This window comes from Achromobacter sp. Bel, assembly GCF_012928505.1.
GTDB lineage: Bacteria > Pseudomonadota > Gammaproteobacteria > Burkholderiales > Burkholderiaceae_B > Achromobacter.
This window is the reverse complement of record NZ_JABBJN010000002.1, coordinates 1-16,744: the sequence shown is the minus strand read 5'-3', so window position 1 is coordinate 16,744 and position 16,744 is coordinate 1. Positions and strand designations below refer to the sequence as shown.

Here is a 16,744-nt window from a genome sequence, read left to right as displayed (position 1 = left end):
CCTAAACCCGGCCCATCGCGAAGCCCTTCGCGATGTAGTGCCGCACGAACCAGATGACAATGCCGCCCGGCACGATGGTCAGGACGCCCGCCGCCGCCAGCACGCCCCAGTCCATGCCGGAGGCCGACACGGTGCGGGTCATGGTGGCCACGATGGGTTTCGCGTTGACCGACGTCAGCGTGCGCGCCAGCAGCAGTTCCACCCAACTGAACATGAAGCAGAAGAACGCCGCCACGCCCACGCCCGACTTGATCAGCGGCAGGAAGATCGTCAGGAAAAAGCGCGGAAAGGAATAGCCGTCGACATAGGCGGTCTCGTCGATTTCGCGCGGCACGCCGGACATGAAGCCTTCCAGGATCCACACGGCCAACGGCACGTTGAACACCAGGTGCGCCAACGCCACGGCCAGATGCGTGTCCATCAGCCCGAACGAGCTGTACAACTGGAAGAACGGCAGCAGGAACACGGCGGGCGGCGTCATGCGGTTGGTCAGCAGCCAGAAGAACACGTGCTTGTCGCCGATGAAGCGGTAGCGCGAAAATGCGTAGGCGGCGGGCAGCGCGACGGCCAGCGAGATCACGGTGTTGATCACCACATAGATCAGCGAATTGATGTAACCCGAATACCAGGCCGGGTCCGTGAAGATCGTACGGTAGTGCTCGAACGTGAAATCGCGCGGCCACAGGGTCAGGGTGCTGACGATCTCGGTATTCGTCTTGAACGACATGTTCAGCATCCAGTACAGCGGCAGGATGGCGAACACCAGGTACAGGATCAGGAAGGCGGAACGCCACCAGGTGGATTGGTCACGCATTCGCACGCTCCTCGTCGACGCCGCCCGCCGTGCCCGCGCGCTGCATCCAGTTGTAGAGGATGAAGCACAGCAGCAGGATGATCAGGAAGTAGATGATCGAAAACGCCGCAGCCGGCCCCAGGTCGAACTGGCCCACGGCCTTCTGCGTCAGGTACTGCGACAGGAACGTGGTGGCGTTGCCCGGCCCGCCGCCGGTCAATACGAAGGGCTCGGTATAGATCATGAAACTGTCCATGAAGCGCAGCAGCACCGCGATCATCAGCACCCCGCGCATCTTGGGCAGCTGGATGTAGCGGAACACGGCCAGCCGCGACGCGCCGTCGATGCGGGCGGCCTGGTAGTAGGCGTCAGGAATGGCCCGCAGGCCCGCATAGCACAGCAGCGCGACCAGCGGCGTCCAATGCCAGACGTCCATCACCAGCACCGTCACCCAGGCATCCACGTCGTTGCCGGTGTAGTTGTAGTCCACGCCCAGCCACGACAAGGTGGCGCCCAGCAGGCCGATGTCGGTGCGGCCGAACACCTGCCAGATGGTGCCGACGACGTTCCAGGGGATCAGCAGCGACAGCGCGATGATCACCAGCACGGCGGAAGCGCGCCAGCCGCTGGCGGGCATCGATAGCGCCAGCAGGATGCCCAGCGGGATCTCGATAGCCAGCACCGCCAGCGAAAAGCCGATCTGCCGGAACAAGGCGCCATGCAGCTCCTCGTCCTGCAGGACGGCGGCGAACCATTCCGTGCCGACGAAGACGCGGCGATCGGGGGAGATAATGTCCTGCACCGAATAATTGACGATGGTCATCAGCGGCAGGATGGCCGAGAACGCCACGCACAGCACCACGGGAAGAACCAGGAACCAGGCCCGGTGATCGATAGGTTTCATGGGATCAGCGCCTCGTCGCGGTAGAAGCAGGTGTGCGGATTCAGTACCGACAGCCAGACCGTGCCGCCGGGCGCGGCCGGCACCACATTGCTGCCCAGCCGCGCACGCACGGGCGTGCCCTCGAAATCGGCCACCAGCAAGGTGTAGGTGCCCACGTCCTGCACCCGGTCGACGCGCATGGGCACGGCGCCTGCCGCGCCGGCTTCGGTCACCCGCAGGTATTCAGGGCGCACGCCAAGCTTGACCGGGCCGGCGCCGGCCAGCTTGGCGCCCAGGGCCTCGGGTGCGCCGCCGACCTGGCTTTGCCCGACCCGCAGCGCGCCGTCGCGCCATTGCGCAGGCAGGAAGTTCATGCCGGGCGAGCCGATGAAGTGGCCCACGAAGGTGTGCGCGGGCCGTTCGAACAGGTCGTCCGCGCTGCCCACCTGCACGGCGCGGCCACGCGCCATCACCATGACCTGGTCGGCGAAGGTCAACGCCTCGGTCTGGTCGTGGGTCACGTAGATCAGCGTCAGTTTGAATTCGTGGTGGATTTCCTTGAGCTTGCGGCGCAGTTCCCATTTCAGTTGCGGGTCGATGACGGTCAGCGGTTCATCGAACAGGATGGCCGACACGTCGCTGCGCACCAGGCCGCGCCCCAACGAGATCTTCTGCTTGGCGTCGGCCGTCAGGCCGCTGGCGCGGCGGTCCAGCACCGCGGACATCTCCAGCATTTCGGCGATGCGGCCGACGCGTTCGCGGATGCGGTCCGGCGCAATGCCGCGGTTGCGCAGCGGGAATGCCAGGTTTTCCGCCACCGTCATCGTGTCGTACACGACGGGAAACTGGAACACCTGGGCGATATTGCGTGCCTGGGGGGTCTTGGCCGTGACGTCCTGCCCGTCGAACAGGATGCGGCCATGCGACGGACGCAGCAGGCCCGACACGCAATTGAGCAGCGTGGTCTTGCCGCAGCCGGACGGCCCCAGCAAGGCATAGGCGCCGCCGTCGCGGAAGGTGAACTTCAGCGGCAGCAGCGCGTAGTCCTCGTCGGTCTTCGGGTCGGCCACGTAGGAGTGCGACAGGTCCAGCTCGATCTGCGCCATCAGGCTGCCTCCCCCGCGCCGGCGGCTTGCCGTGGCGCGGCCAAGAGCGCGCCATCGGCGCCAAAGGCATAGGTCTGCGCCGGGTCGAAATACAGCTCGACGCGCTGGTCCAGCGTATACCGGTGCACGCCCGGCAATTGCGCGACGACATTGCCGGCCGCCGTTTCGGCATGAACGAAGGTGTCCGAGCCGGAGATTTCCGCCAGCTTCACCACGCCGGGCAGGCCGATGTGGCCGGGACGCGGCTCGATATCCAACGCCCCGGCGCGCAGGCCGGCAGTCAGGTCCGCGCCCGTGCCGGGCGGCAAGTCGCGCGCCACCGCCATCTGGCCTTCCAGGACGAAGCCCGCGTCCGTGCGGCGCGCGGCGAACAGGTTCATGGGCGGGTCGCTGAAGGCGCGCGCCACCCGGATGGAATTGGGCCGGTGAAAGACCTCGGCCGTGGGCCCGTATTGCAGCAGTTCGCCCGCGTCCAGCACGGCGGTATGGCCGCCCAGCAACAGCGCTTCGCCGGGCTCGGTCGTGGCGTAGACCACTGTCGACCGCCCTTCGGCGAACAATTCGGACAGTTCGTCGCGCAGCTCTTCGCGCAGCTTGTAGTCCAGGTTGACCAGCGGCTCGTCCAGCAGGATCAAGGGCGCGTCCTTGACCAGGGCCCGGGCCAGCGCCACGCGCTGCTGCTGCCCGCCGGACAGTTCCGAAGGGTAGCGTTCAAGCAGGTGCTCGATATGCAGGCGCGCCGCCATGGCGCGGACTTTTTCGCGGATGTCCCGTTCCCCGCGCAGTTTCAGCGGCGACGCGATGTTGTCGTAGACCGACATCGACGGGTAATTGATGAACTGCTGGTAGACCATGGCGACGTTGCGCTGGCGCACCGGCACCCCGGTCACGTCGGCGCCGTCCACCAGCACCCGGCCCTCGGTGGGCCGGTCCAGTCCGGCCATGATGCGCATCAGGGAGGTCTTGCCGGCCAGGGTCACCCCCAGCAGCACCGTCATGGCGCCCGGAACGGGAGCCAGACTCATGGGTGTCAGGTGCGTCTGCGAGCCGGCCCGCAAAGCAATCCTGTCCAAGGTCAGCTGCATCTAGTCTCCTCTACCTACTTATACGTCCCTATTTTTGACACGGACTTCGGTATTCGGTACAGCGGTCCCGCCTGTGCGCCTGCGAGCGCAGCAGGATGAGCATACTCTTTCAGATGGCTTTCGTTTTTTGTGCGTTTTACTCAAGAAGCGAACAAAAAACAATCTTGCACTGCGGCATTATTTTTCGCTTTTGTTGTTTTATCATTCGTCTATGACACTGAATCCACGACAAAGCGCTTTGATCGAAATGGTGCGAGCCCAGGGCTCGGCATCGATCGAAGAGCTGGCCAAACGCTTTGACGTCACGCTGCAGACCGTGCGGCGCGACGTGAACATCCTTTCCGAAGCCGGCCTGCTGTCGCGCTTTCACGGCGGCGTGCGCATCGAGGCCTCGACCATCGAGAACATCGCCTATCGCAAGCGCCAGGGCCTGCACGCAGCCGGCAAGCAACGCATCGCGGAAGCGGTGGCGCGCGCCGTGCCCGACGGCTGTTCGCTGATTCTGAATATCGGCACCACCACCGAGGCGATCGCGCGCGCCCTGCTGCGCCACCGCGGCCTGCGCGTCATCACGAACAACCTGCATGTGGCGGACATCCTGTCCGACAACCCCGACTGCGAAGTCATCGTGGCCGGCGGCGTGGTGCGTTCGCGCGACCGCGGCATCGTCGGGGAAGCCACCATGGACTTCATCCGCCAGTTCAAGGTGGATATCGGGCTGATCGGTATTTCGGGCATCGAAGCCGACGGCACGCTGCGCGACTACGACTTCCGCGAAGTGCGCGTGGCGCGAACCATCATCGAACAGTCGCGCGAAGTCTGGCTGGCGGCCGACAGCAGCAAGTTCAAGCGCCAGGCCATGGTGGAACTGGCGCACATTTCGCAGATCGACCGCTTCTTCACCGACGCGCATCCACAAGAGCCGCTGGCGCAAGTGCTGCTGGATTCCGGCGTGCGCTGCGACGTGGCGGCAGCGCCGAACGCGGCAGGCGCAACTGCCGCGGCGGCCTCCACGAATACTTCGGCATCCGACGCTTGAACCGGCGAGCCGGCCCCGGGCCCACCGCCCGCCTCCGGCTGCCCGCATACGACAACCACGCCTTTACCTGGCGGCGCCGCCGCAACGACTTATGAACCAACCGCTAGCCAACGTCACTCCGCCCGACCGCAACCGCCTGTTGTCCACCCTGGACAACACGCCCTCCTGGGACGTCATCGTCATCGGCGGCGGCGCGACCGGCCTGGGCACCGCCGTCGATGCCGCCTCGCGCGGCTACCGCACACTGCTGATCGAAGGCGCCGACTTTGCCAAGGGCACGTCCAGCAAAGCCACCAAACTGGTGCATGGCGGCGTGCGTTATCTGGCCCAAGGCAACATCAGCCTGGTGCGCGAGGCGCTGCACGAGCGCGGCCTGCTCAACCGCAACGCGCCGCATCTGGTGTGGCCGCTGGGTTTCGTCGTGCCCGCGTACAACTGGACGGACCAACCCTTCTACGGCATCGGCCTGAAGATGTACGACATGCTGGCCGGCAAACTGAACCTGGCGCCCAGCCGCTGGCTGTCGCGCCGCGACACCCTGGCCAACGCGCCGACGCTGGCGGAAAACGTCAATGGCCGCGGCCTGAAGGGCGGCGTCCTGTACTACGACGGCCAGTTCGACGACGCACGCCTGGCCATGAGCCTGATGCGCACGCTCTTCGACCTGGGCGGCACGGCGGTGAACTACGTGCGCGCCACGGGCCTGACGACCAGCAACGGGAAGGTCGACGGCGTGACCGCGCAAGACGTGATCGGCGGCGCCAGCTTCTCGCTGCGCGCCCGTTGCGTGATCAACGCCACCGGCGTCTGGGTGGATGCCGTGCGCCGCATGGAAGACAAGAACGCACCGACCATGGTCGCCCCCAGCCAGGGCGTACACCTGACCCTGCCGCGCGACTTCCTGCCCGGCAAGCGCGCCATCCTGATCCCCAAGACCGATGACGGCCGCGTGCTGTTCGTCGTGCCATGGAACGGCCACACCATCGTGGGCACGACCGACACGCCGCGCGACGACCTGCCGCTGGATCCGGAAGCCGGCGCCCAGGACGTGGACTTCATTCTGGGCACGGCCGCGCGCTACCTCAGCCGCAAGCCTACGCGCGACGACGTCACCAGCGTCTGGGCCGGCCTGCGTCCGCTGGTCAAGGCCACGGGCGACGCCTCGACCAAGCAACTGTCCCGCGAACACACCATCCTGGTGTCCAACGCCGGGCTGGTGACGGTGACGGGCGGCAAGTGGACGACGTACCGCCGCATGGCGCAAGACGTGGTGGACACCGCCATCCAGCATCAGCTGCTGACGCAGGCCACCTGCCGCACCGAATCGCTGCCGCTGCACGGCGCGTCGGGCCTCGCGCCTTCGCAGGAGCACGCCGGCACGCCGGACAGCTACTACGGCAGCGACCTGGCGACCCTGAAAGCGCTGCCCGGCGCGGACCGCATGCTGGTCAATGCCAGCGGCCTGTCCGAAGCACATGTGCGTTTCGCCGCGCGTTTCGAGTTGGCGCGCAGCGCCGAAGACGTGCTGGCCCGCCGCAACCGCGCGCTATTCCTGGACAGCGAAGCCGCGATGCTGGCCGCCCCGGAAGTGGCGCGCATCCTGGCCGAAGAACTGGGCCACGACGCCGCCTGGCAGCAGCGCACGCTGCAAAGCCTGGCCGTGGTCGCGGCCAACTATCGCCTGAAATGATGCCGGCGCGTGCCGCTACGGCACGCGCAACGGGCTTTTCAATATCATCGCTTCGAACAGCCGCAGCAGGTCCGGATCGCACTTGGATCCGGCCTCGCGGTTCAGGATGCGCATGATCTCGGCGTGTGAACGCGCCGGGTGGTAGGGGCGCGTGTCGCCCAGCGCATCGTAGGAATCCGCCAGCGAAATGATGCGCGAATGCAGCGGGATATCGTGGCCCGACAAGCCGGCCGGGTAGCCGGAACCGTCGAAGTGTTCGTGATGATGGCGCACCGCGTGCGCGATCAGCTCGCGTTGCGGCATCGCACTTTGCATGATGATGTCGGCGCCGGTGGCGGCATGCGACTTCATGATTTCCCATTCGTCGGGGTTCAGGCGCTTGGGGGAAAACAGCACGCGGTCGGGCGTGCCGATCTTGCCCACATCATGCAGCCTGGCGGCGACGGCCACGGCCGCTTGCTCGGGTTCGGGCAGGCCGCAGGCCTCGGCCAGCGCCACACTCAGCGCGACCACCCGGTCGCAATGCCGGCCTGTGGCCGGGTCACGCACCTGCATGGCGGCGAACAGCGCGGCCACACAGGAACCGTCGGGGTATTCGGGTACGTCTGGGGGCATCAGGAAAGATGCGTGGCGTTGCAGCGGAACGGCACGCAGTGTGTCAGAAAGTAGCAATTCTGACACACTGCGCAGCAATGCTGACCAAACAGATGTCAGTTCTTCAACCGTTCCAGCAAGGCTTGCGCCACACCGACGGACGATGCCGGGTTCTGCCCGGTGACCAGCAAGCCATCGCTGACCACATGGGGCTGCCAGTCCGGCCCGCTGCTGTATAAGCCGCCCAGCCCGGTCAATTCGTCTTCGACCAGGAACGGGACCACATCGGTCAGCTGCACCGCCGCCTCTTCGGCGTTGGAAAAGCCGGTGACCTGGCGTCCCTGCACCAACGGCTTGCCGTCGGCGGTCTTGGCGTGGCGCAGCACGCCGGGCGCATGGCACACCGCCGCCACGGGCTTTCCCGCGGCCAGCATGGTTTCGATCAGGCCCACCGACTTGGCGTCTTCCGCCAGGTCCCATAGCGGACCATGGCCGCCGGGATAGAACACCGCGTCGTAGTCGGCGGCCTGCACGTCGGCAAGCCGCAGCGTCGACGCCAACCGGCGCTGCGCATCGCCGTCCTGGCGAAAGCGCCGCGTGGCGTCGGTCTGCGCGTCCGGGTCATCGCTTTTGGGGTCCAGCGGCGGCTGGCCGCCCTGGGGCGAAACCAGCGTCACGGCGGCGCCCGCGTCCACGAACGCGTAGTACGGCGCGGCGAACTCTTCCAGCCAGAAGCCCGTCTTGCGGCCAGTGTCGCCCAGCGTGTCATGCGAAGTCAGCACGATCAGGATTTTCATGTTGTGCTCCGTTGTGTGGCGCTATTCGTCCGGACCGACGCGCACGATGCGCTTGCCGGCGTTCTCGCCCTTGAGCAGCCCCATCAAGCCGCGCGGCGCGTTCTCCAGCCCGTCGACCACGTCCTCGCGGTACTTGATGCGGCCTTGCCGGATCAGGTCTTCCATCGCCTCGCGGAATTCGCCATAGCGGTGCGCGTATTCGTTGAAGATGATGAAGCCCTGGAACGTCAGGCGCTTGGTCAGTATGGTGCGCATCAGCAGCGCCAGGCGGTCCGGGCCGTCAGGCTGGCTGGTGGCGTTGTAGGCCGAGATCAGCCCGCAGACCGGCACGCGGGCGCGCGGGTTCAGCAGCGGCAGGACGGCGTCGAACACCGCCCCGCCCACGTTTTCGAAGTACACGTCGATGCCTTGCGGCACGGCGCGCGCCAGCCGGCCCGGCAGGTCGGGCGCTTTGTGGTCCAGGCAGTCGTCGAAGCCCAGTTCGTCGACCACGTAGCGGCATTTGTCCGCACCGCCCGCGATGCCCACCACCTTGCAGCCGTGGATCTTGGCGATCTGCCCCACCACCGCGCCCACTGCGCCGCTGGCCGCGGCCACGACCACGGTTTCACCGGCTTTGGGCCGGCCGATGTCCAGCAAGCCCATGTAGCCTGTGAAACCGGGCATGCCCAGCACGCCCAGCGAATAGGAAGGATGCTGCGGATTGGATCCCAGACGCAGCAGGCCCGTGCCGTCGGACACGGCGAAATCCTGCCAGCCGGATTGGGCCAGCACCCAGTCTCCAGGCTGATAGTCGGGATGGTTGGACGCCTGGACCCGCGTCACGGTGCCGCCCACCATTGGCTGGCCAACCTGGACGGGTTCGGCATACGACGGCGCATCGCTCATGCGACCGCGCATATAGGGATCCAGCGACAGATACACGGTGCGCAGCAGTACCTGGCCGGGGCCGGGCTGCGGGACGTCGCTTGTTTCCAGACGGAAATCGCTGTCTGCGGGTTCGCCGTGCGGGCGCGCGGCCAGCACGATACGGCGATTGATCGACGATGATTGCGGCATGAAGTCCAGCCTCCTACAGGAAGCCGCCCGGGCCTTGCGGGCAAAACCCGGGTGGCAAGTTGGGGAACCGGACCATTACACCATCGATGTCCACCGCCCCGTCCGGTAACCCTGCCATCACGCCCCCTTTTAATTAATTAAATACTTAATTAAACTGTGCGCCATGTGCCCCCTACCGCCTCCCGCCCCACGTCGCCCCGGGCGCCCCGCGCGGCCCGACAACGCCGCCATGCGCGCCCAGCTGCTTGACATCGCCACCGGCCTGTTCGCGTCGCAGGGCGTGGCCGCCACCACCATCGCCCGCATCGCCCAGCGCGCCGCCGTGACGCCGGCGATGGTGCACTACTACTTCAAAAGCCGTGACCAGTTGATCGACGCCGTCGTGCAAGAACGCGTCTTGCCGGTCATCGGATACGTCTGGGCGCCGGTGCCGCTGGCATGGAACGCCGACGCCAGCCAGGATCCCGCTGGCGCCGCGCGCGGGTACCTGGTGGAAATCGTGAACCGGATCGTACAAAGTGCCACCGAACGCCCCTGGCTGCCCGCCTTGTGGATGCATGAAGTCGTCAACGAAGGCGGCCAACTGCGCGAACGGGTGCTGCCGCATCTGCCGGCCGGGCGCTTGCAGGCCTTCGCCGGCCTGATCGGGCATGCCCAGCGCGTGGGCGCCGTCACGCCGGGCGTCGAACCCCGCCTGGTGTTCCTGTCCATCCTGGGGCTGACCCTGCTGCCGCTGGCCACCTCCAGCCTGTGGCGCCGCATCTGGCAAGGCGACGCGCAAGCGCAGGCCATCGATACCGCCGCCATCGCCGCTCACGCCATCGCCATGTTGACCGGCGGGCTGTTCTTGCCGCCCGCTTCGCTTTCCGCCGCCCCCTGAGAGACGCCGACCATGCGAACCCGCTCCGCTCCGCTTCGTGCCCTGCCTGCCCTGCCGCTGCTGGCCCTGTTGTTGGCCGGCTGCGGCAAGGATCCCGCGCCCTTCTACCAAGGCTATGTGGAGGGCGACTACGTGTACGTGGCTTCGTCCGAGGCCGGCCGGCTGGATGCCTTGGCGGTCAAGCGCGGACAGCAGGTGGCGGCCGATGCGCCGCTATTCACGCTTGAGGCCACGCGCGAACGCGCCGCCCGCGACCAGGCCGGCGCGCAGTTGACCGCGGCAACGGCGCAGTTGGAAGACATCGCGACCGGCAAGCGGCCGCCTGAAGTCGATGTCACCCGTGCCCAGTTGGCGCAGGCCGAAGCCGCCAGCCGCCGGTCGGCGGCGCAACTGCAGCGCGATACCGCACAGTTGCGCATCGGCGGCATCGCGCGGGCGCAATTGGACGATAGCCGCGAACAGGCGCAGTCCGACGCCGCCCGCGTACGCGAACTGCGGGCGCAACTGGAAGTCGTCGCCCTGCCCGGGCGCGACGACCAGCGGCGCGCCCAGGCGGCCCAGGTGGACGCGGCCCGCGCGACGCTGGCCCAGGCCGAATGGACCCTGGGGCAAAAGCAGTTGGGCGCCCCGGCGGCGGGGCAGGTCTTCGACACGATGTACCGCGTGGGCGAATGGGTGCCTGCGGGCAGCCCCGTCGTGAGCCTGCTGCCGCCCGGCAACATCAAGGTGCGCTTCTTCGTGCCTGAAGCGGTGGTGGGATCGCTGAAGGTCGGCCAGCAGGCCAGCTTGCGGTGCGACGGCTGCGGCGACCCGATACCGGTGCACATCGATTACGTGTCGAGCCAGGCCGAGTACACGCCGCCCGTCATCTACAGCCGCGAAAGCCGCAGCAAGCTCGTCTACATGATCGAAGCCCGGCCGGCGCAAGACGCCGCCACGCGGCTGCATCCAGGCCAACCCGTCGAGGCCACGCTGCAATGACCGCGCCCGCCGACACCGCCGCCGATCCCGGCAGCACCGCGGATGACGCGCGCGCGGCCGTCATCGACGTCCACGGGCTGAACAAGCACTTCGGCGACAAGCACGTTGTCAACGACGTGTCCCTGCGCGTGCGGGAAGGCGAAATCTTCGGTTTCCTGGGCCCTAACGGCAGCGGCAAGACCACCAGCATCCGCCTGATGTGCGGCCTGCTGACGCCGGATTCGGGCAGCGGCACCTGCCTGGGCTACGACATCCTGCACGAAAGCGCCGAGATCAAGCGGCACGTGGGCTACATGACGCAGAAGTTCTCGTACTGGGACGACCTGACGATCCGCGAGAACCTGGATTTCGTGGCGCGGATGTACGGCATGGCGAACCGCAAGGAAACCGTGGACCGCGCGCTGGAGGACCTGGGGCTGCACAGCCGCGCCAGCCAACTGACGGGATCGCTGTCGGGCGGATGGAAGCAGCGCCTGGCGCTGGCGGCCTGCCTGCTGCATGAGCCCCGCCTGCTGCTGCTGGACGAACCGACCGCCGGCGTGGACCCGACGGCGCGGCGCGATTTCTGGGAACAGCTGCACGAATTGGCCGCGCGCGGCATCTCGGTACTCGTCAGCACGCATTACATGGACGAAGCCGAACGCTGCCACAAGCTGGCCTACATCTCTTACGGCAGGTTGTTGACCCAAGGCACGGCCGAAGAAGTGATCGCCGAACAACACCTGACCACCTGGGCCATCCATGGCCATAACCTGGTGCCGCTGGGGCAACGGCTGCGCGGCGCGCCGGGCGTGGACCAGACGGTGGCCTTCGGGTCGGCGCTGCATGTCAGTGGCCAGGACGCGGCGCTGCTGGAACGCACGCTGCGCGGCGCCATCGACGGCCAGGACCTGCGGCTGGAGCGCATCGACACCAGCCTGGAAGACGTTTTCATCTACCTGATGAACCGCTCCACCGACAACTTCGCGAGCCCCTCATGATGCGCCATCTGCAAGGCTTTTCGTGGGCCCGCTGGTGGAGCATGGTGCTGAAGGAATTCCTGCAACTGCGCCGCGACCGCATCACCTTCGGCATGATCGTGGGCCTGCCCATCATGCAGCTGGCGCTGTTCGGCTACGCCATCAACACCGATCCCAAGCAGATGCCCACGGCCGTCATCACGGCCGACCACAGCCCGTTCACGCGCAGCTTCATCGCGGCGATGAAGTCGTCGGACTACTTCCACATCACGGAAGAGCTGGACAACGAAGAAGCCGGGCGCGCCGCGCTGGCCCAAGGGCGCGTGCTGTTCGTGGTGACGATACCGCCCGACTTCTCGCGCCGGCTGCTGCGCAGCGAACGCCCCGCCCTGCTGATCGAAGCCGACGCCACCGACCCCATGGCCACGGGCATGGCGATCGGCGCGGCCACCCAGCTGACCCAGGCCGTGGCGCAGAAAGACCTGACCGGGCCGCTGGCCGGGCTGGCGGGCGGGCAGCCGGCCTTCGATGTGCGCGTGCACCAGCTCTACAACGAAGAGCAGATCTCGCAATACAACACCGTGCCCGGGCTGATGGGCGTGATCCTGACGATGACGCTGGTGATGATGACGGGCCTTGCCATGACGCGCGAACGCGAGCGCGGCACGATGGAGAATCTGCTGTCGATGCCGGTGCGCCCGATCGAGGTGATGACGGGCAAGATCGTGCCCTACATCGCCATCGGGCTGATCCAGGCCACCATCATCCTGCTGGCCGCGCACCTCGTCTTCCATGTGCCGATCCTGGGCAGCCTGCTGTCCGTCTATCTGGCGGCGCTGCTGTTCGTGGCCGCCAACCTGACGGTGGGCATCACGCTGTCGTCGCTGGCGCAGAACCAGTTGCAGGCCATGCAGCTGACCATGTTCTATTTCCTGCCCAACATGCTGCTGTCGGGCTTCATGTTCCCGTTCCAGGGCATGCCGATATGGGCGCAGTACCTGGGCAACCTGCTGCCACTGACCCACTTCAACCGGTTGATCCGCGGCATTCTCCTCAAGGGCAATGGATGGTGGGACCTGTGGCCCAGTATCTGGCCGCTGATGCTGTTCACTATGGTCGTCATGACCGCCGCCGTGAAGTTCTATCGCCGAACCCTGGATTGACGCGCCATGCCCCGCCTTGCCCGCCCGATTTGCGATTTCCGTCCGCAGCCGCGCCGCCACCCGGCGATGGCCGCCCTGAGCCTGCTTGCGCTGGTTTCGGGCTGCACGGTCGGGCCCGACTTCGCGTCCCCCGCCACGCCCGACGTCGCCGCCTACACTGCGCCGCAGCACGCCCCCGCGGCAGCCGGCGACCAACAGCTGCTGGCAGGCGCCGACATTCCCGCGCAATGGTGGCAACTGTTCCATTCCGACGCGCTGGACCAGTTGGTGCGTCAGGCGCTGGACGCCAATCCGACGCTGGAACAGGCGCGCGCCAGCCTGCGCCAGGCCACCGAGGACCTGAACGCCGAGACCGGCGGGCGCCTGTTGCCGTCGGTCGACGCCAACCTGTCGGTGGCGCGCAAGAAAGTGGATCCGTCCGCCTACGGCGTGCCGGTGTCCGAATTGCCGCCCCCCTTCACGCTGTACAACGCGTCGATCGACGTGTCCTACACGCTGGACGTGTTCGGCGGCAACCGCCGGGCGCTGGAGGGCATGGCCGCGCAGGTGGATTACCAGGCGCATGAATTGCAAGCCGCGCGCATGTCGCTGGCCGCGAACGTGGTGACGGCGGCCATCCGGCAGGCCGACCTGTCCGAACGGGTGGTCGCCACCCGCGAACTGCTGGACGCGCAGCTGCGCCAGCAGGACATCATGCGGCAACGGCTGGCCGCCGGCGGCATTGCAGCGGCCGACTTGAGCAACCAGGAACTGCTGGTCGCCCAGACGCGTGCCACCCTGCCGCCGCTGGACAAGCAACTGGCGCAGGTCACGCACCAGTTGGCGGTTTACCTGGGCCAGCGGCCGGCTGCACTGAGCGTGGCACCGCTACGCCTGGCCGATCTGACTTTGCCCGCAAGCATCCCCACCGGCGTGCCATCCGCGCTGACCCGACAGCGGCCGGACATCCTGGCTGCCGAAGCGCTGTGGCACAAGGCGTCGGCCGATGTGGGCGTGGCCACCGCCAACCAGTATCCCCAGTTCACGCTGACCGCCAGCTTCGGGTCGCAACGCACCCGCGTGGGCGATCTATCCGATGGCGTGAACGTGTGGAACCTGGGCCTGGGCCTGGTGCAACCGCTATTCCATGGCGGTGAACTGCGCGCGCGCAAACGGTCGGCCGAAGCGGCCTACGATGCCGCGGCCGCGGCGTACCGGCAAACGGTGCTGGACGGTTTCCGGCAGGTCGCCGACGCTTTGCGCGCCGTGCAGACGGACGGCGAGGCCTACCAGGCCTACGACGACGCCTGGCGCCGCGCGGCGGACGCCGAGCGCATCGCGCAAGGCCGCTACCAGGCCGGCGGCATCAGCCATCTGAGCCTGCTGGACAGCCAGCGCCAGCTCTTGCAGACACGCATTGCACGCACCGAAGCCGATGCCGCGCGCTACGCGGATACCGCCGCGCTGCTGCAGGCGCTGGGCGGCGGCTGGTGGAACGAACCCGCCGCGCCGGCAGCCGCCCAGCTTCCGGTTCCAGCGTTGCCGCAGCAATAGCGCTGCCGGTAACACCGGAAGTACGACTGGGAATCGCACCGGAGGTAGGACCGGAGCTCGGCGACGCACGCCTCGGCCCCTCCACGCGTCGCGCGTAACAGACGCGCCGTAATCATGTCTGAGAATTCGGGTACGAAACGGGCGTTGTGCGAGGTTTGGGAATTCGATGTATCCGTAGCATCATGCATGCGCTCAAGCTGCACAGATCACTACGATTCATGAATGACCTACTAGACCTGATCGTCTTCTCGCCCGACCCCGACCAACGCATGCGCCGCAGCGACGCACTGGCGGGCATGGGATTCTCGCCACGCCGTTGCGAAGACTCCAACGGCCTGTTCCGCCTGTTCCAGGCGCGCCGCACGCCGCTACTGGTGATGGAAGCCGAATTATCCGATCTCTGCATGGCCGTCGCAGGTCTGCGCGCCATGGACACGACCGCAGGCATCGTCGCCGTCTCTACTTTCGATTCTCCGGAGAACCGCATCCTGGGCCTGCATTGCGGCGCTGACGCCTGCTTCCAGCCCGACGTGGCCACGGCGGAAATCGCGGCCGCGTTACAGGCGCTGGTGCGGCGGGTGCCCGCCACGGCGAGCCGCCGTCCCTCCGCTGAGGCCGAACCGCGCGCCCCCGCCATGACGGCGTCCGGGGACGCCTCGGGCAAATGGCAATTCCATGACGCGGCCTGGACGCTGGTCAGCCCGCAAGGCGCGCGCCTATCGCTGACGCTGGCCGAGCGCGAGTTCCTGCTGAAGCTGACGACATCCACCGATAAGCGGCTGCCGCGCAGCGATCCGCCGGGCATCGACCCGCAAGCGGGCCGCGAGTCCATCCGCCGTACCGACGTGGTCGTCAGCCGCTTGCGGCGCAAGGCGCTGGACATGAACATGGAACTGCCGATCCGCACCGTCTGGGGCTGGGGGTACGCCTTCACCGGCGAGATCTAAGCGCTGCGGCGCGGGCGTATCATGCGATGTGTGCCGCGCCGACTCCCGGCGCCGGCCCCACTCAGCCTCGCCGCCCCGACATGGAAGTCTTTGAACGCCTGCAAGCCCTGCTCACCCAGAATCAGGCCCGCCACCGCCTGATCGAACACCCTGCGGCCGGCCGCTCGGTCGAAGTCGCCGCCATCCGCGGCACCGCCGTCAGCCAGGGCGCCAAGGCGCTGGTCTGCCGCGTGAAGATCTCGTCCAACCAGCGCAAGAACGTGCTGGCCGTGTTTCCCGCCGACAAGCAGGCCGACCTGGATGCGATCGCGCGCGCGGCCGGCGGCAAGAAGGCATCGTTGGCATCGCAGGACCTTGCGCGCGAATTGACCGGCTGCGAGATCGGCGCCATTCCCCCATTCTCCTTCAATCCCGATCTGCATCTGCTGGTGGATCCCAGCCTGCGCGACCGCCACGACGAAATCGTGTTCAACGCCGGACGCCTGGACGCGTCCATCCTGCTGAACACGGAAGACTACTTCCGGCTGGCCGCGCCGGAAGTCGCCCCCCTGATCAAACCCTGACCCACCACGCCATGAGGCCGCCGTGTCCCGCCCCCTGACCCGCCGAGGCGCGCGCACGTCCAACATGCGGTGGCTGATGAGCCTGGCGCATATGGAGCCGTCGCCGGTCAGCCGCTGGGTGGCGTTGCGCGCCGCCCTGGCGATCGGACTGCCGTCGGCCGTGGGACTGGCGCTGGACCAGAGCGCGGCCGCCGCGCTGGTGGCCCTGGGCGCCCTGCCCGCGATCACCGGCGACAACGGCGGGCCCTACCGCAACCGCGCGCTGTCCATCGGATCGACCGTTTTCGGCGGTGCGCTGGGCTACCTCTTGGGCAATCTGGTGGCCGGGCACGGTCTGCTGACGTCGGCCGCCATGACCGTGCTGGTGCTGATCGCCAGCCTGGTCGGCACCTTCAACAACATCGCCGCCGTGGCGACGCTGCAATTCGCGGTGTATGTCATCGTCGGCGCCAGCCTGACCTCGACCCTGCCGCCCTGGATGCCGTCGGTGCTGGTGGGCGCGGGCGGGCTGTTCGGCCTGGCGTTGACCTTGTCGGGCTGGGTGGTGAATCCCATCGCACCGGAACGCGCCGCCGTCGCGCTGGCCTATCGCAAGCTGGCCGCGATGTTCGCGGCCATCGGCACCTCCCGCACCATGGCGGCGCGCCGTGACATGGAAGCGGCCATGACCAC

The 16,744-nt window shown here is 67.3% G+C and carries 16 protein-coding genes and 1 pseudogene; 10 read left to right on the top strand and 7 right to left on the bottom strand.

Features of this window, described 5'->3' with window-relative positions:
* Nucleotide 1: 1 nt before the first annotated feature.
* Genes HG262_RS01445 through HG262_RS01430 form a run of 4 tightly spaced genes read right to left on the bottom strand, consistent with a single transcriptional unit; the run spans nucleotide 2 to nucleotide 3,867 of the window.
* Nucleotides 2-814 (bottom strand): carbohydrate ABC transporter permease, encoded by an 813-nt coding sequence (locus HG262_RS01445; protein WP_006219773.1) that lies wholly within the window; start codon nucleotides 812-814, stop codon nucleotides 2-4.
* Nucleotides 807-1,697 (bottom strand): sugar ABC transporter permease, encoded by an 891-nt coding sequence (locus HG262_RS01440; RefSeq protein ID WP_169269342.1) that lies wholly within the window; start codon nucleotides 1,695-1,697, stop codon nucleotides 807-809. Before HG262_RS01440 ends, HG262_RS01445 begins: the two co-directional genes overlap by 8 nt.
* Nucleotides 1,694-2,782, bottom strand: coding sequence for an ABC transporter ATP-binding protein (locus HG262_RS01435; protein WP_169269341.1), 1,089 nt, complete (start codon nucleotides 2,780-2,782; stop codon nucleotides 1,694-1,696). Before HG262_RS01435 ends, HG262_RS01440 begins: the two co-directional genes overlap by 4 nt.
* Entirely contained in the window at nucleotides 2,782-3,867 is a 1,086-nt protein-coding gene (locus HG262_RS01430) for an ABC transporter ATP-binding protein (protein WP_169269340.1), read from the bottom strand. Before HG262_RS01430 ends, HG262_RS01435 begins: the two co-directional genes overlap by 1 nt.
* A 190-nt stretch (nucleotides 3,868-4,057) precedes the next feature.
* On the opposite strand from HG262_RS01430, the gene HG262_RS01425 reads away from it, so the two are divergent.
* A complete protein-coding gene (locus HG262_RS01425; RefSeq protein ID WP_169269339.1) occupies nucleotides 4,058-4,906 on the top strand; it encodes a DeoR/GlpR family DNA-binding transcription regulator in 849 nt (282 codons plus the stop codon).
* Between the two features lie 91 nt (nucleotides 4,907-4,997).
* Nucleotides 4,998-6,596, top strand: a complete 1,599-nt coding sequence (locus tag HG262_RS01420) for an FAD-dependent oxidoreductase (protein WP_169269338.1) — start codon at nucleotides 4,998-5,000, stop codon at nucleotides 6,594-6,596.
* Nucleotides 6,597-6,611: 15 nt separating this feature from the next.
* Here the strand turns inward: HG262_RS01420 and HG262_RS01415 are convergent, their stop codons facing one another.
* The 3 genes from HG262_RS01415 to HG262_RS01405 form a co-directional block, all read right to left on the bottom strand.
* The gene (locus HG262_RS01415; RefSeq protein ID WP_169269337.1) at nucleotides 6,612-7,211 is read right to left on the bottom strand and encodes an HD domain-containing phosphohydrolase; all 600 of its coding nucleotides are present in this window, start codon (nucleotides 7,209-7,211) and stop codon (nucleotides 6,612-6,614) included.
* Between the two features lie 95 nt (nucleotides 7,212-7,306).
* Nucleotides 7,307-7,987 (bottom strand): type 1 glutamine amidotransferase domain-containing protein, encoded by a 681-nt coding sequence (locus tag HG262_RS01410; RefSeq protein WP_169269336.1) that lies wholly within the window; start codon nucleotides 7,985-7,987, stop codon nucleotides 7,307-7,309.
* Between the two features lie 21 nt (nucleotides 7,988-8,008).
* Complete coding sequence (locus tag HG262_RS01405) at nucleotides 8,009-9,046, bottom strand: NADP-dependent oxidoreductase (protein WP_169269335.1); 1,038 nt, start codon at nucleotides 9,044-9,046, stop codon at nucleotides 8,009-8,011.
* A gap of 229 nt (nucleotides 9,047-9,275) precedes the next feature.
* Between HG262_RS01405 and HG262_RS01400 the strand changes: the two genes are divergently transcribed.
* The 8 genes and pseudogenes from HG262_RS01400 to HG262_RS01365 form a co-directional block, all read left to right on the top strand.
* Nucleotides 9,276-9,926, top strand: a complete 651-nt coding sequence (locus tag HG262_RS01400; RefSeq protein ID WP_248293195.1) for a helix-turn-helix domain-containing protein — start codon at nucleotides 9,276-9,278, stop codon at nucleotides 9,924-9,926.
* 12 nt (nucleotides 9,927-9,938) lie between these two features.
* Nucleotides 9,939-10,907, top strand: coding sequence for an HlyD family efflux transporter periplasmic adaptor subunit (locus HG262_RS01395; protein WP_169269333.1), 969 nt, complete (start codon nucleotides 9,939-9,941; stop codon nucleotides 10,905-10,907).
* On the top strand, nucleotides 10,904-11,887 hold the full coding sequence (locus tag HG262_RS01390) for an ABC transporter ATP-binding protein (protein WP_169269332.1): 984 nt from the start codon (nucleotides 10,904-10,906) through the stop codon (nucleotides 11,885-11,887). The genes HG262_RS01395 and HG262_RS01390 overlap by 4 nt, the downstream gene beginning before the upstream one ends.
* Nucleotides 11,884-13,029, top strand: a complete 1,146-nt coding sequence (locus tag HG262_RS01385) for an ABC transporter permease (RefSeq protein ID WP_169269331.1) — start codon at nucleotides 11,884-11,886, stop codon at nucleotides 13,027-13,029. Before HG262_RS01390 ends, HG262_RS01385 begins: the two co-directional genes overlap by 4 nt.
* Nucleotides 13,030-13,095: 66 nt before the next feature.
* Entirely contained in the window at nucleotides 13,096-14,562 is a 1,467-nt protein-coding gene (locus HG262_RS01380) for an efflux transporter outer membrane subunit (protein WP_169269552.1), read from the top strand.
* A 218-nt stretch (nucleotides 14,563-14,780) separates the two neighbouring features.
* Complete coding sequence (locus HG262_RS01375) at nucleotides 14,781-15,509, top strand: response regulator transcription factor (protein ID WP_169269330.1); 729 nt, start codon at nucleotides 14,781-14,783, stop codon at nucleotides 15,507-15,509.
* Nucleotides 15,510-15,589: 80 nt separating this feature from the next.
* On the top strand, nucleotides 15,590-16,072 hold the full coding sequence (locus HG262_RS01370) for a YbaK/prolyl-tRNA synthetase associated domain-containing protein (RefSeq protein WP_169269329.1): 483 nt from the start codon (nucleotides 15,590-15,592) through the stop codon (nucleotides 16,070-16,072).
* A 22-nt stretch (nucleotides 16,073-16,094) separates the two neighbouring features.
* Nucleotides 16,095-16,744: pseudogene (locus tag HG262_RS01365) on the top strand (FUSC family protein); the annotation flags it as partial.